This window comes from Aeromonas sp. 160P (genome assembly GCF_055193095.1).
Window position 1 is genome coordinate 3,676,994 of record NZ_JBUXKV010000001.1, and the last position, 21,704, is coordinate 3,698,697.

At 59.6% G+C, this 21,704-nt stretch carries 21 protein-coding genes; 11 read left to right on the forward strand and 10 right to left on the reverse strand.

The window, feature by feature from the left end; genetic code table 11:
• Positions 1-3: 3 nt before the first annotated feature.
• Both cydB and ACY8FN_RS17080 read right to left on the reverse strand, forming a co-directional pair.
• The gene (gene cydB / locus ACY8FN_RS17075) at positions 4-1,143 is read right to left on the reverse strand and encodes a cytochrome d ubiquinol oxidase subunit II (protein WP_463100679.1); all 1,140 of its coding nucleotides are present in this window, start codon (positions 1,141-1,143) and stop codon (positions 4-6) included.
• Positions 1,143-2,714 (reverse strand): cytochrome ubiquinol oxidase subunit I, encoded by a 1,572-nt coding sequence (locus ACY8FN_RS17080; RefSeq protein ID WP_463100680.1) that lies wholly within the window; start codon positions 2,712-2,714, stop codon positions 1,143-1,145. The genes cydB and ACY8FN_RS17080 overlap by 1 nt, the downstream gene beginning before the upstream one ends.
• 122 nt (positions 2,715-2,836) lie before the next feature.
• Here ACY8FN_RS17080 and ACY8FN_RS17085 point away from each other — a divergent pair, with 122 nt between their 5' ends.
• The gene (locus ACY8FN_RS17085) at positions 2,837-4,252 is read left to right on the forward strand and encodes an aminotransferase-like domain-containing protein (protein WP_463100681.1); all 1,416 of its coding nucleotides are present in this window, start codon (positions 2,837-2,839) and stop codon (positions 4,250-4,252) included.
• A gap of 69 nt (positions 4,253-4,321) precedes the next feature.
• On the opposite strand, the gene ACY8FN_RS17090 is transcribed toward ACY8FN_RS17085, so the two are convergent.
• Positions 4,322-4,960, reverse strand: coding sequence for a tellurite resistance TerB family protein (locus ACY8FN_RS17090; protein WP_139718983.1), 639 nt, complete (start codon positions 4,958-4,960; stop codon positions 4,322-4,324).
• Positions 4,961-5,108: 148 nt separating this feature from the next.
• Between ACY8FN_RS17090 and ACY8FN_RS17095 the strand changes: the two genes are divergently transcribed.
• Together ACY8FN_RS17095 and rsmS are read left to right on the forward strand one after the other, a co-directional pair.
• Positions 5,109-5,576, forward strand: coding sequence for an acyl-CoA thioesterase (locus ACY8FN_RS17095; protein ID WP_005337580.1), 468 nt, complete (start codon positions 5,109-5,111; stop codon positions 5,574-5,576).
• A 108-nt stretch (positions 5,577-5,684) separates the two neighbouring features.
• Positions 5,685-5,840: a pleiotropic regulatory protein RsmS gene (rsmS, locus tag ACY8FN_RS17100; RefSeq protein ID WP_101315252.1), complete on the forward strand. Its 156-nt coding sequence runs from the start codon at positions 5,685-5,687 to the stop codon at positions 5,838-5,840.
• A gap of 45 nt (positions 5,841-5,885) precedes the next feature.
• On the opposite strand, the gene ACY8FN_RS17105 is transcribed toward rsmS, so the two are convergent.
• Positions 5,886-6,728, reverse strand: coding sequence for a LysR family transcriptional regulator (locus ACY8FN_RS17105; protein ID WP_463100682.1), 843 nt, complete (start codon positions 6,726-6,728; stop codon positions 5,886-5,888).
• Positions 6,729-6,904: 176 nt separating this feature from the next.
• On the opposite strand from ACY8FN_RS17105, the gene ACY8FN_RS17110 reads away from it, so the two are divergent.
• A complete protein-coding gene (locus ACY8FN_RS17110) occupies positions 6,905-8,173 on the forward strand; it encodes a cyanate transporter (protein WP_463100683.1) in 1,269 nt (422 codons plus the stop codon).
• 68 nt (positions 8,174-8,241) lie between these two features.
• On the opposite strand, the gene rluF is transcribed toward ACY8FN_RS17110, so the two are convergent.
• Both rluF and ACY8FN_RS17120 read right to left on the reverse strand, forming a co-directional pair.
• Positions 8,242-9,267, reverse strand: coding sequence for a 23S rRNA pseudouridine(2604) synthase RluF (rluF, locus tag ACY8FN_RS17115; RefSeq protein ID WP_463100684.1), 1,026 nt, complete (start codon positions 9,265-9,267; stop codon positions 8,242-8,244).
• Positions 9,257-9,379 carry a hypothetical protein gene (locus ACY8FN_RS17120; RefSeq protein WP_256028901.1) on the reverse strand — a complete coding sequence of 41 codons (123 nt, stop codon included), beginning with the start codon at positions 9,377-9,379 and terminating at the stop codon, positions 9,257-9,259. The genes rluF and ACY8FN_RS17120 overlap by 11 nt, the downstream gene beginning before the upstream one ends.
• Before the next feature lie 358 nt (positions 9,380-9,737).
• Between ACY8FN_RS17120 and ACY8FN_RS17125 the strand changes: the two genes are divergently transcribed.
• A complete protein-coding gene (locus ACY8FN_RS17125; protein ID WP_463100685.1) occupies positions 9,738-11,318 on the forward strand; it encodes an alpha/beta hydrolase in 1,581 nt (526 codons plus the stop codon).
• A 320-nt stretch (positions 11,319-11,638) separates the two neighbouring features.
• Here ACY8FN_RS17125 and ACY8FN_RS17130 read toward each other — a convergent pair whose 3' ends face one another.
• The 3 genes from ACY8FN_RS17130 to ACY8FN_RS17140 form a co-directional block, all read right to left on the reverse strand.
• Positions 11,639-12,007, reverse strand: a complete 369-nt coding sequence (locus ACY8FN_RS17130) for a VOC family protein (RefSeq protein WP_463100686.1) — start codon at positions 12,005-12,007, stop codon at positions 11,639-11,641.
• 133 nt (positions 12,008-12,140) lie between these two features.
• The gene (locus tag ACY8FN_RS17135; RefSeq protein ID WP_463100687.1) at positions 12,141-12,398 is read right to left on the reverse strand and encodes a hypothetical protein; all 258 of its coding nucleotides are present in this window, start codon (positions 12,396-12,398) and stop codon (positions 12,141-12,143) included.
• Between the two features lie 166 nt (positions 12,399-12,564).
• Positions 12,565-13,041 (reverse strand): very short patch repair endonuclease, encoded by a 477-nt coding sequence (locus ACY8FN_RS17140; RefSeq protein WP_463100688.1) that lies wholly within the window; start codon positions 13,039-13,041, stop codon positions 12,565-12,567.
• Positions 13,042-13,159: 118 nt separating this feature from the next.
• On the opposite strand from ACY8FN_RS17140, the gene ACY8FN_RS17145 reads away from it, so the two are divergent.
• On the forward strand, positions 13,160-14,569 hold the full coding sequence (locus tag ACY8FN_RS17145; protein ID WP_463100689.1) for a DNA cytosine methyltransferase: 1,410 nt from the start codon (positions 13,160-13,162) through the stop codon (positions 14,567-14,569).
• Positions 14,570-14,609: 40 nt separating this feature from the next.
• On the opposite strand, the gene ACY8FN_RS17150 is transcribed toward ACY8FN_RS17145, so the two are convergent.
• Positions 14,610-15,833: a type II restriction endonuclease gene (locus tag ACY8FN_RS17150; RefSeq protein WP_463100690.1), complete on the reverse strand. Its 1,224-nt coding sequence runs from the start codon at positions 15,831-15,833 to the stop codon at positions 14,610-14,612.
• A 308-nt stretch (positions 15,834-16,141) separates the two neighbouring features.
• On the opposite strand from ACY8FN_RS17150, the gene rsxA reads away from it, so the two are divergent.
• Genes rsxA through rsxG form a run of 5 tightly spaced genes read left to right on the forward strand, consistent with a single transcriptional unit; the run spans position 16,142 to position 21,698 of the window.
• On the forward strand, positions 16,142-16,723 hold the full coding sequence (gene rsxA / locus ACY8FN_RS17155; protein ID WP_139691707.1) for an electron transport complex subunit RsxA: 582 nt from the start codon (positions 16,142-16,144) through the stop codon (positions 16,721-16,723).
• 2 nt (positions 16,724-16,725) lie between these two features.
• Positions 16,726-17,304: an electron transport complex subunit RsxB gene (gene rsxB, locus ACY8FN_RS17160; protein WP_101315266.1), complete on the forward strand. Its 579-nt coding sequence runs from the start codon at positions 16,726-16,728 to the stop codon at positions 17,302-17,304.
• 14 nt (positions 17,305-17,318) lie between these two features.
• Positions 17,319-19,958: an electron transport complex subunit RsxC gene (rsxC, locus tag ACY8FN_RS17165; RefSeq protein WP_463100691.1), complete on the forward strand. Its 2,640-nt coding sequence runs from the start codon at positions 17,319-17,321 to the stop codon at positions 19,956-19,958.
• 11 nt (positions 19,959-19,969) lie between these two features.
• Positions 19,970-21,022, forward strand: coding sequence for an electron transport complex subunit RsxD (gene rsxD / locus ACY8FN_RS17170; RefSeq protein WP_463100692.1), 1,053 nt, complete (start codon positions 19,970-19,972; stop codon positions 21,020-21,022).
• A 43-nt stretch (positions 21,023-21,065) separates the two neighbouring features.
• Positions 21,066-21,698, forward strand: a complete 633-nt coding sequence (gene rsxG, locus ACY8FN_RS17175) for an electron transport complex subunit RsxG (protein ID WP_463100693.1) — start codon at positions 21,066-21,068, stop codon at positions 21,696-21,698.
• Positions 21,699-21,704: the final 6 nt, after the last annotated feature.

Here is a 21,704-nt window from a genome sequence, read left to right on the forward strand (position 1 = left end):
TGGTCAGTAGAGTTGATGGCTGTCGCGCTTGATGCGGGCACGGTCGAGCTTGCCGCGCACCACCCGGTAAACCCAGCCGGTGTAGCCAAGGTTGACCGGCAGCAGCACCAGCACGATGCCGAACATGATGGCCAGGGTCTTGTAGCTGGAGGTGCTGTCCCACAGGGTCAGGCTGCTGACCGCATCGAGGGATGAGGGCAGCACGAAGGGGAACAGGGCAATGGCCACCGAGCAGAGCATGGCGGCGCAGGCCAGCCCACTGGCCAGCAGCGCAATCCGGCCCCGCTCCAACCAGGCGGCAATCCCGCTCACCAGCGGCGCCAGCGCCCCGATGATCGGCACCAGCCACAGCAGCGGATAATCCAGATAGTTCTGCAGCCAGCCATGACTCTGGGGGATCACCCCTTTCATCAAGGGCGTGATAGCGGCATTGGGGTCAAAGGGCTGAGCACCGAATCCGCTCAGCTGATAGCCCGGCAGATCCACCAGATGCCAACCGGCCAGCAGGTAACAGAGGGTCACCAGCGGGGCCAGCAGGATGGCAATCCCCCGTGCGCGCAGCGCCGGGGTGCCCGTCACCTTGGCCTGTAAAAAGCTGGCGCCATGGAGCAGCAACAGAGAGATCGCGGTGGCCAGCACCGAGAGCAGCCAGCCCCAGTGGAAATTGAACGCCCCGTAGTGCAACCGCAGCCCCTCGTCGAAACGAAACGGCAGCCCCTCCATCACCAGACCGATGGCAGCGCCGAGGATCAGGGTTGGCACCAGACCACCGGCCACCAGCGCCCGATCCCACCAGCGACGCCACAGCGGATCGGCCAGCTTGCTGCGATAGTCAAAGCCGACCGGGCGCAGGAATAGCCCAAGCAACAACACCACCATGGGGATATAAAGCGCCGAGAAGGCGGCGGCATAGACCAGCGGCCAGGCGGCGAACAGGGCACCGGCACCGGCGATCAACCATACCTGATTGCCCTCCCACACCGGCCCCACGCTGTTGATCACCAGACGGCGGTCTTCATCGTCTTTCGACACCACCGGCAGCAACATGGCGATGCCGAGATCGAAGCCATCCATCACGATAAAAGCGACCATCATGAAGAGCACCAGCCCCCACCAGATGAGTTTCAAGGTTGCGTAATCCATCAGGCGATCCTCGCAAGTTCGGGTTGTTCACCAGCGTAACGGCCGGTATGGAGAATGGCGGGCCCCTTGCGGATCACATGGCGCAGCAGGAACAGCTCCACCACTAGCAGCAGGGTGTAGATAGAACAGATGGCGATGAGGCTGAACCAGAGTTGGCCCGGCTGAAGCAACGAGACCGAGGCCGAGACCGGCAGCACGTCGCTGATGGTCCAGGGTTGACGGCCGAGTTCCGCCACCAGCCAGCCCGCCTCAATGGCAATCCAGGGCAGCGGAATACTCCAGAGCAGGGTCTTGAGCAGCCGTGGCGAGTCTTGCAGCCGGTTGCGGCAGAGCTGGATAAAGCTCACCACCATCAGTCCCAGCATGGTGACGCCAAGCCCCACCATCACCCGAAAGCCCCAGAACAGCGGCGCCACTGGCGGGATGGAGTCATCGACCGCCCTGGCGATCTCCGCCTCACCGGCCTTGGCGATATTGCTGGCATAGGGGGTCAGGAGCATGCCGTAGCCAAGATCCTTGCCGTGCTGCTCGAAGCGGGCGCGGTTGGCCGGGCTGTCATCACCGCGTCGGATCTGGTCGAGGGCCTCGGCCGCCACCATGCCGCTGCGGATGCGCGCCTCGTTCTGCACCTTGATATCCTTGAGGCCGGTCACCGCCTCATCGATGGAGCGGGTAGCGATGATCCCCATCAGATACGGGATCTTGATGGCTGCGTGAGTGGTTTCCGCCTGCTGATCCGGGAAGCCGAACAGGGTAAAGGAGGCTGGCGCCGGCTCGGTCTCCCACTCCGCCTCGATGGCGGCGAGCTTGACCTTCTGCACCTCGCCGGTGCGATAGCCAGACTCATCCCCCAGCACGATGACCGAGAGGATGGCCGCCAGCCCGAAGCCGGAGGCGATGGCGAAGGAGCGCAGGGCAAACTGCACCTCGGTTTTGCGCAGCAGATACCAGCTGCTCACCCCCATCACGAACATGGAAGCGGCGACATAGCCCGCCGCGACGGTGTGAACGAACTTCACCTGCGCCACCGGGTTGAACAGCACGGCGGCGATATCCACGAGCTCCATCCGCTCGGTCAGCAGGTTGAACTCGGCCCCCACCGGGTTTTGCATCCAGCCGTTGCCGATCAGGATCCACAGCGCCGAGAGGTTGGAGCCGAGCGCCACCAGCATGGTCACCAGCAGATGCTGACCACGGGAGAGCTTGTCCCAGCCGAAGAAGAAGAGCCCCACCAGCGTCGATTCGAGGAAGAAGGCCATCAGCCCCTCGATAGCCAGCGGGGTGCCAAAAATGTCACCGACATATTGGGAGTAATAAGCCCAGTTAGTGCCGAACTGAAACTCCATGGTGATCCCCGTGGTGACCCCCATGACGAAGTTGATACCAAACAGCTTGCCCCAGAAGCGGGTGATGTCCTGATAGATCACTTTGCCGGTCATCACATAGGCCGACTCGGCGATCACCAGGATCCAGGACAACCCCAGCGTGAGGGGGACAAACAGGAAATGGAACAGAGCCGTGGCGCCAAATTGCAGGCGAGACAGGCTGACCACGTCATCCGGATTGATCATGCGTCACTCTCTTTTGTTGTATTTGCTCTACACGTTTCGTGTTTGACAAGTACACCACGGAGCATGACACCTATAACAGATGCAGTTATATTGAATTACACCTATAACAGTTGATCCAGATCATGTCCCTTTACCAGCAGTTGGCCGACCGCCTGCAAAGCCAGATCGACGATGGCATCTGGCAACCGGGGGAGCGCATCCCCTCCATTCGCCAGAGCTGCAAGACCCATGGGCTAAGCCCCATGACGGTGTTGCAGGCCTATCAACTGCTCGAAAGTCAGGGGCGGATCCTCGCCCGCCCCCAGTCCGGCTACTACGTCAAGGCGGCCTCACCGCAGCTGATGCAGCACACCCCAAGCCAGACCCACTACAGCGGCTCGGTGGATATCAACGATCTGGTGTTCGAGGTGTTGCAGGCGAGCAAGTCACGGGAGCTGGTGCCCCTTGGCATGTCGGTGGCTGACCCGACCCTGTTCCCCCACCCCCAGCTCGGGCGGGCGCTGGCCAGTTGCATGCGCAAGCTCGATCCCTTCAGCACGGTGGCCGACCTTCCCCCCGGCAACGAGGCGCTGCGCCGCGCCATCGCCCAGCGCTATGCCAGCGACGGGGTGGCGGTCAATCCGCAGGAGATCATCATCACCACCGGCGCCATGGAGGCGCTCTCCCTCAGTCTGCAAGTGCTGACCGAGCCCGGTGACTGGGTGGTGGTGGAGTCCCCCACCTTCTATGGCGCCCTGCAGGCCATCGAGCGACTGAAACTCAAGGCGGTGGAGATCCCGGTCATTCCGGGGGTGGGTATCGATCTTGAGATGCTGGCCGACGCCCTCACCCGCATGCCGGTCAAGGCGTGCTGGCTGATGGGCAATGTGCAGCACCCGCTGGGCCACACCATGCCGGATAGCCACAAAGAGCGGCTGATGGCGCTGCTCAACAGCCACGGGGTGCCGCTGGTGGAGGATGATGTCTATGCGGAGGTCTACTTTGGCCGCGAGCGCCCCAAGCCGATCTGGCACTGGGATCAGCGCGGCGACAGCCTGCTCTGCAGCTCGTTCTCCAAGTGTCTGGCGCCGGGCTTTCGAGTCGGTTGGGTGGTGGCGGGGCCCCATGCCGAGCGGGTGCAGCGGCTGCAACTGATGTCCACCCTCTCCACCAATGTGCCGAGCCAACTGGCACTGGCCGAGATGCTGCGCCAAGGCGGGGTGGATGCCCACTTTCGCCGCCTGCGCCACACTCTGGTTCAGCGCCAGCAGCAGATGCGGGCCGCGCTGCTGCGGCTGTTGCCGGGCGAAGTGCGGATCTCCTCCCCCGATGGCGGCTACTTCCTCTGGCTGGAGTTTCCCGCCCATCTCGACAGCCGCGCCCTGCACGCCCAAGCCCTTGGCAGCGGTTTTTCAGTGGCCCCCGGCGCACTCTTTTCCAGTCAGGGGCAACATAACCACTGCCTGCGCCTCAACAGCTCCCATCCCTGGAGCGAGCAGCTGGAGCAGGCCCTCACCCGACTGGCTGCGCTGATTGCCGCGCAGCTCGGTGAAAAGTAACGTGGCGAAAACTGAAAATAACAACGCCCCTTGCGGGGCGTTATCGGCAATCCATGGCGGTGAGGGATATCAGGCGGGGGCGTTAAGTTGGGCCACCTGCCGCTCGATGCTTCCTTTGAGGTTGTCATCGAGCTTGAGGGCGCGAGCCAGTTCGTCGAGATAGCCGCGCTCCATAAAGTGATCCACCTCGATGGCGAGCAGGGAGGCGAGATAGACCTCGGTCGCCAGCTCCATATCAGTCACTTCCCGCGCCAGCGCGTGGGGATCTAGGGGGCGGGCCAGCTCGGCGTCAATCCAGCGGGCAGCATCGCTCTGGCCCTGTTCGGTCAGGTACTGCTGGATCTTTTCGCGCTCGCCAGCATCGATATGGCCGTCGGCCCGGGCCGCCGCCACCATGGCGCGTACCAGCAAAGCGGCGCGGGCATCCAGCGCATTGCCTTCCAGCGCGCTGATGGGATGGGTAGGCTGAGCGGGTGCCGACTGCTGGGCCTGCCAATCCTGATAGAGCTTGTAAGCCAATCCGCCAAGGGCTGCAGCGCCGCCTACAGCAGCTGCCTGACTGCCATATTTGCGCACCTTCTTGTTGCCCAGCAGCAGACCGAGCGCGCCACCGGCCAGCGCCCCCTGCATCTGCCCCTTGCGCTTGTCTCCTCCGTCATTGAGCCAGCCTTTGCCAGCCCCCAGCAACTGTTCCAGCATCTGTTTCATGGCGTCACTCCTGCGGGTAAGAAATCTGAAATCGGGATACGTAAAGCAAGATAGTGACCCCGCCCCCCTGAATCGGGGATGAACCCTTGACCGGGCAGCCCGATGGGGCAAAGCTCAGGGAAACTCTTCAGGCAATAAGGATGTGACTGTGCCCAATCGCGAACTGACCCTGCAATTTCTGGCCGAACCTTCTGACGTCAATTTCGGCGGCAAGGTTCATGGCGGCATGGTGATGAAGTGGATCGATCAGGCGGGCTATGCCTGCGCCGCGGGCTGGTGCGGCGGCTATGCGGTGACCGTCTATGTGGGAGGGATCCGCTTTTTGCGCCCCATCCAGATTGGCCAACTGGTGGAGGTGCACGCCCAGGTGATCCACACCGGCACCACCAGCATGCATCTGGCGGTGGATGTCTACAGCCGCCACCCCACCGAGACCGAGCGCCACAAAACCACCCACTGCATCATCATCTTTGTGGCGATGGATGAGCAGGGCAAACCGACCCCGGTGCCCCAGTGGCAGCCGGTAAGCGAGAGCGATCTGCAGTTGCAGCAGTACGCTAAAAAGCTGATTGCCCTGCGCGAGGAGATCGACAAGGAGATGCGCCAGCACCTCTGACCTTGGTGACTTCCCTACCCGACACAGCGGGGTGCTTTCGACCAACGGCGGCGCCCCTGTATACTCCCCCCTTATTGCTGCAACCCGAACCAACCGAGGCCAAACCGAATGTCACTGGAAACTGCCCCGCCCGAGGTGAAACTCGCGGTGGATCTCATCGAACTGCTGGAGACCAACGGGCTTGCCCCCGAACTGGTGCTGGCGGCGCTGGCCATTGTGAAACAGGATTACCAGCGCAAGCTGGCGGAGGGGGCGGATCACTGATCCCCCCGCGCTTTTTCCGGCGTCAGTTTTCCCCCACTCAGCCACTCACTGCGGCCCCATCACCTCGTCGCACAGAGCGATCAGGGCCGCACTCAGACGGGTGAGCGGCTCGCCCCCGCTTACCCCGGCATGTAATGCCAGCTCCACCGGCGCCACCTTGGGCCACTGGCTCAGGGCCTGCTGATCGGCGGGCATCAACCGCTTGGGCAGCAAGCTCACCCCGATCCCCGCACTCACCGCCCCCTGCAAGCTGGCGAGACTGGCGCTGACATAGGCGATGCGCCAACGCCGCCCCAGACCATCGAGCGCCTCGATCATCTGTCGCCGATAGAGCCCTTCACTCGGGAACACCACTAGCGGCAGTGGCTCGCGATCCCGGGCGGGCCAGTCGCGACTGTCGACCCACACCAGCGGCTCACGCCAGCTGGCAAGGGGCGAACCCTGCCCCCGGGTCTGCTTGACCAGCGCCAGATCCAGCTCCCCCGCCTCGAAGCGCTGCCAGAGCTCGTGGCTCAGACCGCTCTGCACCTCCAGCCGCACCTCAGGGTAGTCGCGGGCAAAGGCGGCCAGCACCGGGGTGATGGCACCGGCGGCGAAATCCTCCGGCACCCCGAGGCTGAGCGCCACGCTCCCTTCCGTCACCTGCTCCTCAGCCTGCGCCAGCAACGCCAGAATGCGGCGGGCCAGCCCCAACAATTTTTCCCCCTCCGCCGTCGCCACCACCTGACGGCCAGCGCGATCCAGCAGCGGGCAGCCGAGCTGCAGCTCAAGGCGGCGGATCTGTTGGCTGATGGTGGATTGGGTCAGATGGACCCGTTCACCGGCGCGGGTAAAGCTGCCGGTGTCGATAATGGCGACAAAACTGCGCAGTAACAGGGGATCCAGCACGGGGCACTCCATTTACAAAACCACTGAAACCCATTCTATCATTTAATTTCCAAATGACTTTCGACCCCGCTAGGCTGACGTTTTTGCCTCCTTTGACGGTGTTCTGCCATGTTCAGCCCCGATGACTCCGCGTCCCGAATGCCCCCTGTTTCTCCCAGAACCGGAAACGACACCCAATGAAGCAACAAAATGCGGATCAACCAGCAGGCCAGACCGCCCTGTTGGTGCTGGTGATCCTGATTGGCCTGAACCTGCGCCCCTTTCTCACCGCCATCGGCCCGCTGGCCCAAGCCATTGACCAGCGGCTGGCGCTGGGGATGGATACCCTCGCCTGGCTCACCCTGCTGCCGCTGTGGCTGATCGGGATTGGCGTGCTGCTCACCCCGAGCCTGCGTCGGCGCGCCAGTGCGCGCCAACTGCTGGGGGCGGCCCTGCTGCTGCTCGGCATTGGCAGCGCCATGCGCTTCGATGCCCAAAGCGGCGCCCTGCTGATCGCCAGCGCGGCCCTCTGTGGATTGGGGTCGGCGCTGGTTCAGGGGGTGCTGCCGGCACTGATCAAGCAGGCGTTCGCCCACAAGGTGCCGCTGGTGATGGGGATCTTCTCCGCCTGCATGATGGGAGGCGGGGCGCTCGGCGCCAGCCTCACGCCACGGCTGGCGGCGAGCCTCGACTGGTCGCGAGCACTGGCGCTCTGGAGCCTGCCGCTGCTGCTGGCCCTCGTCTGGCTAGGGTGGAAAGTGCGCCTGCCACGCGCCGCTGCAATCGCCATTCCCCACGGCGAACAGCGCCTGATTGCCCTGCCCCGCTGCTGGTTGCTGATCAGCTGCTTTGGCATCATCAACAGCGGTTACGGCATTGTGGTGGCCTGGCTGGCCCCCGCCTATATGGCGCAAGGGTGGAGCCCAGCGCAGGCGGGCGAGCTGGTGGCCTGGCTAGCGCTGGCGCAGACTGCCAGCGGTCTTGGCCTGCCGCTGCTGGCGGCCCGCAAGATGGACCGACGACCCTGGATGGCGCTGGCCATCGCCATGCAATTGGCAGGATTTGCCGGTCTCTGGCTGGCGCCACAGGCGGCCCCCATGCTCTGGTGCATGCTGTGCGGCGCAGGGCTTGGCGGCAGCTTTTCGCTGATCATGGTGATAGCGCTCGATCACCTGCCCGACCCGCGCCGCGCGGGCACCTTGAGCGCCCTGATGCAGGGCTTCGGCTTTATGCTGGCAGCCACCGGCCCCTGGGTGGCGGCACGGCTTTATCACCATTTCGGCGACTTCGCGGCCGCCTGGCAGTGGCAACTGGGGGGCTTGCTGCTGATGAGCCTGCTGGTGCTGCGCCTCGACCCGCGCTACTACCCTCGCGCCATGCGGCTGCCGTCCGCCATCTTGCCAACGCTTGCGGCTAACATGCCTGCGGCAAAAAAGGCGGCGGCCCAAAGCAACACACCGGCCTGAGGCCGGTGTGTTGGGGATAACGGTGTTGGGAATAACAAGGTGAAGCAGACGCCGCTCAGGGTTGCAACTCAGCGCCCCTTCTTCTGCCGTCCTGACTGACCGGCGCGCGGCTTGCCTGCGGCCGGTTTGCCACCCTTGTTGGGGGCCCCTTTACCTGTAGCCGCTTTGCCAACGCCGCCTTTATTGGCAGCCCCTTTACCCGCGCCACCCTTGCCTACCGGGCTCTTATTCTCGAAGGCATCCGGGCCCGGCACATTGGGGCGGCCACCGATCTCGTGATCGTCATCGCGGCGCGGCTTCTTGCCGGGCGCCACTTTGCCAGCTGGGGCCTTGGCCACCTTGGGCTTGTCGCCTTTAGCCGGTTTCACCTCGGAGGAGGAGTCCTCAATCAGCTTGAACAGCTCGATCAGCTCGTCGTCGGTCAGATCGCGCCACTCACCCACCGGCACCCCCTTGAGGCTGACGTTCATGATGCGAATACGCTCCAGCTTGGTTACCTCAAAGCCGAAGTACTCGCACATGCGGCGGATCTGGCGATTCAATCCCTGCACTAGCGTGATGCGAAAGACGAACGGCGCCTCTTTCTTCACCTTGCACTTCTTGGTGACGGCACCGAGGATCGGCACCCCGGCCGCCATCCCGCGCACAAACTCGTCGGTCACCGGCTTGTCGACGGTCACCAGATACTCTTTCTCGTGATCGTTGCCCGCCCGCAGGATCTTGTTGACCAGATCGCCGTGGTTGGTCAGGAAGATCAGCCCCTGCGAATCCTTGTCGAGTCGCCCGATGGGAAAAACCCGGGTGCTGTGGTTGACGAAATCGACGATGTTGTCTTTCTCGCCCGCCTCTGTGGTACTGACGATGCCCACCGGCTTGTTGAGCACGATAAACACCAGACTGTCTGCCTCACGGGCCTCGATCACCTGACCATTGACCTTGACCAGATCGCCAGCCTGCACCTGATCGCCGATCCCGGCCCGCTTGCCGTTGATAAACACCTGACCCTGCTCGATAAAGCGGTCGGCTTCACGGCGCGAGCAGATGCCGCTCTCGCTGATGTACTTGTTCAGACGCATGGATTCATTAGCCAGCATGGGTCACCTGCCACAGGGCCTTGGCCCCATTCTGTTGTCCATTTGCCAGCGTCAGCCACGCTGGGAAGGCTGTCTGCTGGATCAGCCAATTCACTGCATCAAAGTTCTGCATACCATTCCATCTTCAAAAAAGGCCAATGCCAGCCTAACCCGCAAAAAACGCCGCTACAGTAGCATAATTGGCCCCTTTCAGGGGCAGATAGTTACAGGGCCACGGGGATCGGGCAGCCATCCGGTGATACGCTCAAGCCGACACAACGCACACGACACGCACACGACACAACCCCGGCGCTGCCAGCCTGACGTTGCTGGCGGGAGCAGACGCCCGGCTCCGGCGCGGCCCATCGCCATCAACTATACATATCATCTTGTTTCCATTAGGCTTTAAGCCGGTTGTCAGCGCCTTGGGTGCTGCGCCGAACTCGCCCCGCCAAGATGCGGCTTCACCCCCTATCGCCAAGGATTGCACCATGCTGGCTCATACTCGCCGCCTCATCCGCCGTGCTCTGCTGACCCTGTTGCTGCTGTTGCTGACCGCATGGGCAGTGATCGCCTACTTCGCCTGGCAGGGCGCGCCGCTGCAGCTGTGGCACACAGTAGTGCCCCCCGAACTCAGTGCCGATGAGCTTGATCACAGCGACTGGCAAGCCTATCTGGCCCGCGAAACGCAGCTGTTCGAGCTGGTGGCCAGCGAGGTGGTCGCCAAAACGCCGCCAGCACAGCAACTGGCCAGCAATCGCTACTATCAGGACTCCCCCATCAATCCCGCCCGTTTTCAGGAGAACTGGAACCGTTCCTACCTGCTGCGCCCCGAGGGGGAAGTCAAAGGGGTGGCTGTGCTGCTGCACGGCCTGACCGACTCCCCCTATAGCCTGCGCCATCTGGCCAGACGCTATCAGCAGCAGGGCTTTATCGCACTGGGGCTGCGGATCCCCGGCCACGGCACCGTGCCCGCCGGGCTGGTGGATGTGGACTGGGAGACCTGGCTGGCCGCCACCCGACTGGCGGTGCGGGAAGCCAAATTGCTGACACCAGGCAAGCGGCCGCTGCATCTGGTGGGCTTTTCCAACGGCGGCGCACTGGCGGTGAAATATGCGCTCGATGCGCTGGCCGATCAGAGCGGCACACTGGCAAAACCGGATCGGCTGGTGCTGATCTCCCCGATGATCGGGGTGACCCGCTTTGCCCGCTTCGCCGGGCTCAAGGCCGTACCGGCCCTGCTGCCCGCCTTTGCCAATGCCGCCTGGCTCGACACCATGCCGGAGTTCAACCCGTTCAAGTACAACTCGTTTCCGGTCAACGGCGCGCGCCAGTCCTATCGCCTGACTCACGCCATCCAGCAGCAGGTGCGACAGTTGGCCGCCAGTGGCGAGCTGGCGGCGTTTCCCCCCGCCCTCACCTTCCAGTCGGTGATGGACTACACCGTCAGCACCCGCTCCATCATTGCCGATCTCTACCACTACCTGCCGGCCAACGGCAGCGAACTGGTGCTGTTTGATATCAACCGCAGCACCCTATTTGGCCCGCTGATGAGCTCGGCCTCCGAGCTGGCGCTGCACCGTTTGCTGCCAAACGCCCCCCAACACTACCGCCTCACCGTGGTGGGCAATGTCGAGCCCGCTTCCCCCGCGACACAGGCCAAGACGCTGGCCACCGTCGACCAGCCTGAGCAAGTCCGCCTGCTGGGTATCGATTATCCCAAGGAGATCTACTCCCTCTCACATGTGGCGCTGCCCTTCCCGATGGACGACCCCCTCTATGGCATGGCGGCGCGTCCGGAGCAGCGTGAGCAATACGGCATCAATCTCGGCGGTCTGGCCCTGCGTGGCGAGCGCGGGGTGCTGATCGTCAACCCCGGCGCCCTAACCCGCACCTCCTCCAACCCCTTCTACCCCTATCTGCAGCAGCGGGTGATGGAGACCCTCACCGCCACTCCCGTCACCCGGCCTGCGGCTTTAAAACCTGCCAACAGCCGTCAAAACGACGAGGCCTATCAGGCCGAGCTGGAGCAGTTTTTACAGGAGAGCGACGAGAGCAGCGCACCTTTCTAGGGCGGCTCTGCCACATCGGCCAAGCGCCGTTGACGCTGGGCCAATAGCGATATGAGAAAGAGGCCGTCAATTGACGGCCTCTTTCTCATGATGATGGCGATGGGGGGGGGATGGCTCAGGGGGATCAGGGATAGATGCTGACTTCTATCAGGTTCTGGTCCGGGTCGAGGAAGTAAACAGATTCTGATAGGTGTTGCACCGTCAGGCGCCGTGCCAGTCCTGTCAGGGATAACGACTGACCTCAATCAGGTTCTGATCCGGGTCGAGGAAATAGACAGATTCTGATAGGCGTCGCACCGTCAGGCGCCGCGCCAGTCCTGTCAGGGATAACGACTGACCTCAATCAGGTTCTGATCCGGGTCGAGGAAGTAGACAGATTCTATCAGTCCGCAGGCACCGCTTTTGGTCACCGCCCCCTCGACAATCTCCACCCCGTGGCAGGCCAGCTGGGCCATCACCTGCGCCAGCGGCCAGTGGGTGATAAGGCAGACATCCCCCGACCCCACCTGCGCCCGATTGCGCGGCTCCTGCCCCAGCAGTTGCAGATTGATCTTCTGGTTGCCAAACCCCACCGCCCGGCGCCCCGCACCGAAGGTGATGGCCTCCATATTGAGCACTGAGCTGTAAAACGCCACGGCCCGTTCAATATCGCTGACCGTCAATACCAGATGGTCGATATGGCTGATCATTGCCACCTCCTGGTGGTGATATAGCACTGCCCAAACTCCAGAGAGAAAACCATATTTGATAACCAAATACTGTTAGTGCTATCTCTATCTAGAAAAAAATAATTAAAACATGACCGTTATGTGTCAAGGCATCCTATTCACTGTAATTAACTCCAGCTGCTTCAACTACATTCCTAAGAGAACCTGAATACACCAACTTTGCAATTAAATTTTCGTCATCATCATATGAAAATGATAGTAACTCATACAAGCTACTGTCTTCATTCTCGAAGATCACTTGTCCTTTTGTTACATCACCGCTGATTAGCCACGTCTGATAAACCCAATCAGCAGACAAACCTATCATTGGATAACGCCGATTCAGCTCACCTATCAATACATCTGTTTTCATATATCCACCACGTCTTATCAAACGGTCTGTCAACATTAAACAGCATACCATTTTCAGCTGTACTCGGATAATAATAAATAATTTACACCCCATGTTTAAATCATACTTATAGATATAAAGAGATGCTTGAAAATTTAGCTATTTTTATTATTGGTTTAATCGTTTTCTATTCACTCTGAAAATTTAACTCACATCCTCCAGCAATTTCACAGTGACTTTCACCACTGGTCAGCCACCATCCGATAACCAGAATCAATCGTTCTGGATCATGTCGCAAACGCCCTTTCAGGGCACACTCCCAGATCGTCAAGCGGCGGATACCCAGTTGTTCAAGTTCGACCAAATGCCGACGATCCCGGTCACGGTTGGTCGCGATCTTGGTTTGCCAGAAGGCTGTTCTGGTAGATGGCAGTTTGAAAAGATGACAGCCATGCCCATGCCAGAAACAACCATTCACCTCGATCACAGCACGGTAGCGCGCAAGCCAAAGATCTGGCTTGCCAGGCAAGGCTGCATTGTGCGGACGGTAGCGAAACCCGGCATGATGCAGCAACTGACGTATCTGTATCTCCGGCTTGGTATTGGCATTCTTAATCCCGGCCATAAACCGGCTTCTGGTCTCTGCATTCACTATGTCAGGCATACAGATACTCGTTTGAAGGCGAATGATAGATACTGTGTTTTTTTACAGCCCCAGGCGTTCTCTCTGGGTTAAATGAGTGATAAGATTCCGCGCAACTGCAACACGCCCAGATTTTGATATGACACATTCAACCTCCTCTGTACACAACACACCTGAAGAAGATCAGGCATTCTCCAGCAAACGCAAAGCTGAAGATCGCCATCTGATGGAAAAAGTCCTCGAAATCTACGACCAGAAGCAAGTTGCTGAAAAGCTACGTGCATTGGGCGATGCCGACTGGACTCGTGAAGCCCTGAACCGCTGGTTCAATGGCAAGATCGAACAAAAGCCGCTGACTCATGTCGAAACAGAAATGCTGAAAAGTCTCATCCCTTCCCCCCCCAAGCATCATGGCCATTACGATTTCAAATTTATTGACCTGTTTGCGGGTATTGGCGGCATTCGTAAAGGCTTTGAGGATATTGGTGGGCAATGTGTCTTTACCAGTGAGTGGAACGAACAGGCTGTCAGAACTTACAAAGCCAACTGGTACTGTGGCGAAACTGCACACAAATTTAATTCCGACATCCGTGAAATCACCATGCCGGACAATGACAATCGTGATTTTGTCTATGCCCACATAGATAAAGAAATTCCGGATCACGATGTACTGCTTGCCGGTTTCCCGTGCCAGCCATTCTCCTTGGCAGGTGTATCCAAGAAGAACTCACTTGGACGCGCCCATGGATTTGAGTGCGAAGCTCAAGGAACCTTATTCTTTGATGTGGCACGTATCATTGATGCAAAAAGGCCAACAGCCTTTGTGCTTGAAAATGTAAAAAACCTGAAAAGCCATGACAAAGGAAATACATTCCGAGTAATCAAGGAAGCATTGACCGAGTTGGGTTATTGGGTTTCAGACCTGGATGTTAATGGTTCGAGTGACCCCAAGGTTATAGATGGCAAACACTTCATCCCCCAACACCGCGAACGCATTGTGCTTGTCGGTTTCAGAAAAGACCTGAACCTGCATGAAGGTTTCACGCTAAAAGATGTTGCCACATTATTTCCTGAGAACAGGATTACTTTTGCAGATCTGCTTGAACCAGTTGAAAAGCTTGACTCAAAATATATTTTGACTCCCAAGCTGTGGTCTTATTTATATCAGTATGCGAAAAAGCATCAAGCTAAAGGAAATGGCTTTGGCTATGGTCTTGTTGACCCGAAAAACCCGGCAACAGTCGCAAGAACACTGTCTGCACGTTACCATAAAGATGGTTCTGAAATTCTGATTGATCGTGGTTGGGATATGACATTGGCAGAGACCGAATTCAATAATGAGGAAAATCAGCAGAACAGACCACGCCGTCTGACTCCCAGAGAGTGTGCAAGACTGATGGGATTTGAACAGCCGGGTGAATATAAATTCAGAATCCCCGTTTCAGATACCCAAGCCTATCGTCAATTTGGCAACTCTGTCGTAGTTCCGGTATTTGCTGCCGTGGCTAAATTAATGAAGCCATACATAATGAAAACAAAGGAAAAATAATCAAAAAGCCCGCCATCAATTCTATGGCGGGCTTAATTTTCTACTGGCAGTCTTTTACCTCGTTAATGAAATCTCGAAATGACATTAATTGAGGCCGCTGCTCAGGTGTATAAGTTTGTTGAATGGTCGTAGGTACAACAAGTTGCAAGTTATTCGCTTGCATTTGTTCTGTCTGATTTTCACTGATCGCAGGCTCCATGGTAATCAGATGCTTACGTTCCACCCTCGCAGCTTCTGCCAATACTTGACGCCATCTATCTTTACAAGTGGTTTTAGCCCCTAATATCCTTAGTTTGCTGGAAGGGAAATGCTTGTCTGCATAACAAGCAGAGCTTGGGAATATGAAATCCGGTTTCTGACGCGCCTCAGTTAAACCACCACGTTCAAAATCAACGCCCGACTTATTTAAAATAAACTCAATGTGATTTTCAAAAGCATGACCACTGCGAGACTTGCGACGATTCTGCACGCTCAGGGAGAAGCGAACAAATTCATCAACGTCATCGCCATTTTCCCCAAAACCGGCTAACAGAGTCTCTTTTACAATATGCCTTTCCAATTGCCGAAATGCAGATTCTTCTACCTCCATCCATTCAATCAGTGCACTATCTGGCTCTTCAAAAGGACAGATATTTTTTGCCAATGTTCTGGTAAATGCAGAGAAGTCCTTGGTTTTAGGAAATGCCGCACCGAACCTGTCCAGAATAATGTCAAGATAGTCTGGGCCATTATGGCCAATCTCTATGCCATAACGAGCAAGCATTAATCTAATCGGAACAGCCAGCCCTTTCCCAATATTTAATCGTGTCAGTCCCTTTTCATTAGCCTCCACAGTCCGCGCACCAAATAGTGAGCGAATTTGTAATTCAAAATCGCTATGTGGAGGACAAAAAATCATCAGGAGAGAACCTTCCCGAGTCAGGGCAATCAGGAAGAAATCTCCAGGCTTGAAACGATTGCTGACATCATTTGATTTGTAGTAAAGCCGCCACTCAGCCCCTCGATCCTCTTTTTGATACCGAGAATCATACCAGGTGACGATATCTTCCGAGACCAGCGGTTCATCATAGCTCTCGCTCAAATAGACCATCGTCGCCCGGATAGTGAGCTGGCTCCCATCGTCAGGCATCCCCAATTCCCGACCAATACCGGCATTAACAAGGCCGCCGATTTCATGCTGGTGGGAACTTTTTGGATCTGCATCAACGACTGACAGGTACTTGAATGCGGCAGAAGAAAAAACGTCAGCAAGCTGTTCAAACATGTTCATTGCTCTGTCTACAGGCGAGGAGGACATAGAGTAACGTGGCTGATTGCTTTATGCATCAATATGTTATGGGTATGTGACGCCATCACCACCCCCAATCTTTAAAATGTGCGAGCATTCACACCATTCCAGAATTCGCTACCTCCCTCTCTGCCCGAAAAGTGCGCACAGCCTCCTGGAACTGTGTTGATATTGGCCATTTGACTAATAACCATGCGGCCTTGCGGTTGTTTAACTGGCCCTAACATCAGATAATACCGGCCGCCTTCAAACCCGGATAACCCGACTTTCAGTGACGGTAATTGATGACTGAGTACCTGCTTTTATTGATCGGCACCGTGCTGGTTAACAACTTCGTGCTGGTGAAATTCCTCGGCCTCTGCCCCTTTATGGGGGTCTCCGGCAAGCTGGAAACCGCCATCGGCATGGGGCTGGCGACCACCTTCGTGATGACACTCGCCAGTGCCAGCTCCTATCTGGTGGAGCACTATATCCTGATGCCGCTGGATATCGCCTATCTGCGCACCCTCGCCTTTATTCTGGTGATCGCCGTGGTGGTGCAGTTTACCGAGATGGTGGTGCGCAAGAGCAGCCCGACCCTCTATCGCCTGCTGGGGATCTTCCTGCCGCTGATCACCACCAACTGTGCGGTGCTCGGGGTGGCGCTGCTCAGCATCAATGAGCGACACGACTTTATCCAGAGCGTGATCTACGGCTTTGGCGCCGCCACCGGCTTCTCGCTGGTGTTGATCCTGTTTGCCGCCATGCGCGAGCGTCTGGTCGCCGCCGATGTGCCCGCGCCGTTTCGCGGGGTGTCGATTGCCATGATCACCGCCGGTCTGATGTCGCTGGCCTTTATGGGCTTTACCGGCCTAATCAAGATATAACCATGATCCATATTCTCTTTGCCATTCTGGTGCTCACCCTGCTGGCGCTGGCGTTCGGGATTATCCTGGGCTTTGCCGCCGTCAAGTTTCATGTGGAAGCAGACCCCATCGTCGATCAGCTCGATGCCCTGCTGCCCCAGACCCAGTGTGGCCAGTGCGGCTATCCCGGCTGCAAACCCTACGCCGAGGCGCTCGCCAACGGCGATCAGATCAACAAGTGCGTACCCGGTGGCGAGGCCACCATGCGCAAGATTGCCGATCTGATGGGGGTCGAGCCCCAGCCGCTGGGGGGCAGTGACGAGGCAGCGGTGCCGGTCAAGAAGGTCGCCTTTATCCACGAAGATCAGTGCATCGGCTGCACCAAGTGCATTCAGGCCTGCCCGGTGGATGCCATCGTCGGCGCCACCAAGGCGATGCATACCGTGATTGCCAACGAGTGCACAGGTTGCGATCTCTGTGTCGATCCCTGCCCGACCGACTGCATCGAGATGATCCCGCTGCCCACCACGGTCGATAACTGGAAGTGGGATCTCAATAACGTGCATGTTCCGGGCAAGATTCCGGTCAAGATAGTGGAATAAACAGCGGAGCAACCATGTATTCCTTACTCGAACGAATCAAAGCCGGCACGCTCTGGGATTTTCACGGCGGCATTCACCCCGCCGACAACAAGCTGCAATCGAGCCAGAGCCCGGTGGTGGACGCCGGTCTGCCACCGCGCCTGATTATTCCGCTGCGCCAGCACGCAGGCCCCGCCGGCGATCTGCTGGTGCAGGTGGGCGACAAGGTCAAAAAAGGCCAGCCGCTGACCCGTTACGCCAAGGGGCGGACGGTGCCGGTGCATGCCTCCACCTCGGGCACCATCACCGAGATTGGCAACCACACGGTGGCCCACCCCTCCGGGCTCGACGATCTCTGCGTCATTCTCACCCCCGATGGCGAAGATGCCTGGGGCGAGCGCAATGGCAAAACCGATTACTGGAATCTGGAGCGGGGCGAGCTGCTTGAGCGCATCCAGCAGGCGGGGGTAGCGGGCCTTGGCGGCGCCGTGTTCCCGACCCACAGCAAGCTCGACGGCCGCGGTCAGCTCACCGAGATCCTGATCGTCAACGGGCTGGAGTGCGAACCCTATATCTCCACCGATGATCGGCTGATGCAGCAGTACTCAGGCGAGATCATGGATGGCATCCGGGTGCTCAAGCACCTGCTCAAACCCAAGCTGACCCTGATCGGGGTGGAAGACAACAAGCCCGAGGCGATCGAGCAACTGACCCGCCACGCCACAGACGAGGATGTGCTGGTCAAGACGGTGCCGACCAAGTACCCCTCGGGCGGTGCCAAGCAGACCATCGAACTGCTCACCGGCCGTCAGGTGCCCAAGGGGGGCCGCGCGGTCGATATCGGCATCATGGTGCTCAACGTCGCCACCGTGTTTGCTATCAAGCGCGCCATTATCGACGGCGAACCGCTGATCGAGCGGATCGTCACCCTTACCGGCGACAGCTTCAAGAAGCCCGGCAACGCCTGGGTGCGCCTCGGTACGCCGGTGCGCTGGCTGTTGCAGCGTTTCGAGCTGCAACCGGAAGCGGAGCAACGGGTGATCATGGGGGGCCCCATGATGGGCTTTACCCTGCCCCACGCCATGGTGCCGGTGGTCAAGGCCACCAACTGCCTGCTGGCGCCGACGCAGGCCGAACTGCCCGCCCCCGGCCCGGAGCAAGCCTGCATCCGTTGCAGTGCCTGCGCCGATGCCTGCCCGGCCACCCTGCTGCCGCAAGAGCTCTACTGGTACAGCCGGGCCAAGGAGTATGACAAGGCCGAGAAGCTCAACCTGATGGACTGCATCGAGTGCGGCGCCTGCGCCTGGGTCTGCCCCAGCGAGATCCCGCTGGTGCAGTACTACAAGATCGCCAAAGACGACATTCGCGAAGCCCGTGCCGAGGCCGAAAAGGCCGAACGCGCCAAGCAGCGCTTCGAGGCCAAGCAGGCTCGTTTCGAGCGGGAGAAAGCAGCCCGCGAAGCGCGCCACGCCGAAGCGGCCGCCCAGCGTCGTCAGACCATGACGGCTGCTGGCGGGGAAGATCCGGTGGCCGCTGCGCTGGCCCGCATCAAGGCCAAGCAGGATGCGCCCATCACCGCCATTGCGGCCTCGGCCGAGGGCTTGCCCGACAACAGCGCAGTGATTGCCGCCCGCGAAGCCCGCAAACGGGAAGCGGAAGCGCGCCGCGCCGCCAAGCTGGCCGAAAGCGCAAACAGCGAAACCGCAGCCGCTGCGCCGCAATCCGCCGAGGCGGTTGACCCCGCCAGCGATCCCAAAAAAGCAGCCATCGCCGCCGCACTGGCGCGGGCCAAGGCCAAGAAAGCCGCGCAAGCGGGCGATAGCGCCGAGCCTGCGGCTGCCGAAACCGCTGCTGCGCCTGCGGTAGATGCCGAGCCGCAAACGGCAGATCCGAAAAAAGCGGCCATTGCCGCTGCCATCGCCCGCGCCAAAGCCAAAAAAGCCGAAGCCAGTGGCGATCCGGTAAGCGCAGATAACAGCGCAGCTGTCGACGCAGGCACCCACAGCGATGCACCCGCCGATCCCAAGAAGGCGGCAATTGCAGCAGCCATTGCCCGCGCCAAAGCCAAAAAGGCCGAAGCCAGTGGCGAGCCGGTAAGCGCAGATAACAGCGCAGCAGCCGACGCAGGCACCCAAAGCGATGTGCCCGCCGATCCCAAGAAGGCGGCTATCGCCGCTGCCATTGCCCGCGCCAAGGCCAAAAAGCTGGCGCAGCAGGGCGAGAGTGCCGGTGCTGAGAATGCAGAAAGTGCAGAGAGTGAGCCAGCTGCAAGCGCAGACACCCGCGACGTGGCGCTAGCCAAGAGCGAAGTGACCACCAGCCCGAGCGATACGGCTGTTGCAGCAAGCGAAGCTGTTGATCCCAAGAAAGCCGCTATCGCCGCAGCCATCGCCCGTGCCAAGGCCAAAAAGCTGGCGCAGCAGAATGGTGAGGGGGAAAGCGCACCGGCTCAATCGGAGCAATCCGACGCCGCCAGCAGTGAGCAACCACTTGCCGTCGCTGCCGCGCCTGAAGCGAGCGCCCCTGCGGCTGACGCCCCGGTTGATCCGAAAAAAGCGGCCATTGCGGCTGCTGTGGCCCGCGCCAAGGCAAAGAAGCTGGCGGCCGAGGCAGCCAGAGCCGCCGAGACTGCCGCTGAAGATGCACCGTCAGCCGACCGAACAACCACAAGGTAATCGACAGACTCATGTTCAATATTGCGACTGCGCCGTTTGCCCATAACCGCAAACAGACCCGAACCCTGATGCTGCTGGTGATCCTGGCCTGCGTGCCAGGCTTGCTGGCCCAGACCTGGTTCTTCGGCTGGGGCTCCTTTATCCAGATCCTGCTGGCGCTGGTGACTGCGCTGGCGTGCGAGGCGCTGGTGCTCAAGCTCCGTGGCCACGCCATCAAGCCTGCCCTGATGGATGGCAGTGCGGCGCTCACCGCCGTGCTGATCGGTCTCTCCCTGCCGCCGCTGCTGCCGTGGTGGATGCTGGTGGTGGGCACCGCTTTTGCCATCATAGTCGCCAAGCACCTTTACGGCGGACTGGGCCAGAACCTGTTCAACCCGGCCATGGTCGCCTATGTGCTGCTGCTGGTCTCCTTCCCGGTGCAGATGACCAGCTGGCTGCCGCCAGAGAGTGTGCGCGCCTACAGCCTCGGCTTTGGTGATGCAACCTCGGTCATCTTTACCGGCTTTAGCCTCGACGGCTACAGCATGGCCCAGCTCAAGCAAGGGGTGGATGGTCTCACCATGGCGACCCCGCTCGATACCCTGAAAACCGGCCTGACCCAGGGGCTCACCACCGGTGAGATCCTGAGTGGCCCGCTGTTTGAGGGTTGGGGCGGCATCGGCTGGAGCTGGGTCAACCTCGGCTACCTGCTGGGCGGCCTGTTCCTGCTGCAACAGAAGGTGATCAACTGGCGCATTCCCACCGCCATTCTCGGTGCCCTGCTGGCGGCCTCGACCATCGGCTATCTGGTGAGCCCGGATGCGACCGCCACCCCGATCTTCCATCTCTTTAGCGGCGCCACCATGCTGGGGGCCTTCTTTATCGCCACCGATCCGGTGAGTGCCTGCACCACGCCGCGCGGCCGACTGGTCTATGGCGTGCTGATCGGGGTGCTGGTCTACATCATTCGCCGCTTTGGCGGCTATCCGGATGCGTTCGCCTTCGCCGTGCTGCTGGCCAACCTTTGCGTACCCTTTATCGACAGCCTGACTCGCCCGAAAGTGTATGGAGCCCGTCGCCAATGATGTTTCTGCCCTCTTTCCCCATCACAGCTGACGGAGCCCGGACATGTTAAAGAGCATGCGCAAGAACGGCCTTATTCTGGCGATGTTCGCGCTGGGCTGTACCGCACTGGTGGTACTGACCAACGAGCTGACCAAGGATAAAATCGCCCACCAGCAGCAGCTGGAGAAGCAGCAGACTCTCTCGGTATTGTTGCCGGAGGGGAGCTATGACAACGATCTGGTGGCCAGCTGCAAGCAGGTGACCAGCAGGAAATATCTCGGCAGTGATCAGCCGCAGGCCCTCTACACCGCCAGCAAGAATGGCGTGGTGACCGGCTATGCGCTGGAGGCGATCGCGCCGGATGGCTACAGCGGGGCGATCCGCATCGTGGCGGGTTTTGATGCCAAGGGCACCATCACCGCCGTGCGAGTGCTCGCTCACAACGAGACCCCAGGCCTCGGTGACAAGATCGAGCTGAAAAAATCGGACTGGATCAACCGCTTTGCCGGAAAATTCCTGACCCATGACAACGAGCCCCAGTGGGCGGTGAAGAAGGATGGCGGCGAGTACGATGCCTTTACCGGCGCCACCATCACCCCGCGAGCCGTGGTCAAGGCGGTGAAGAACCTGCTGAAACTGCAGCAGGAGCAACCCGAACTGCTCAGCAACGCCCCGGCTTGTCCGGCGGCGCACTAACGGAGT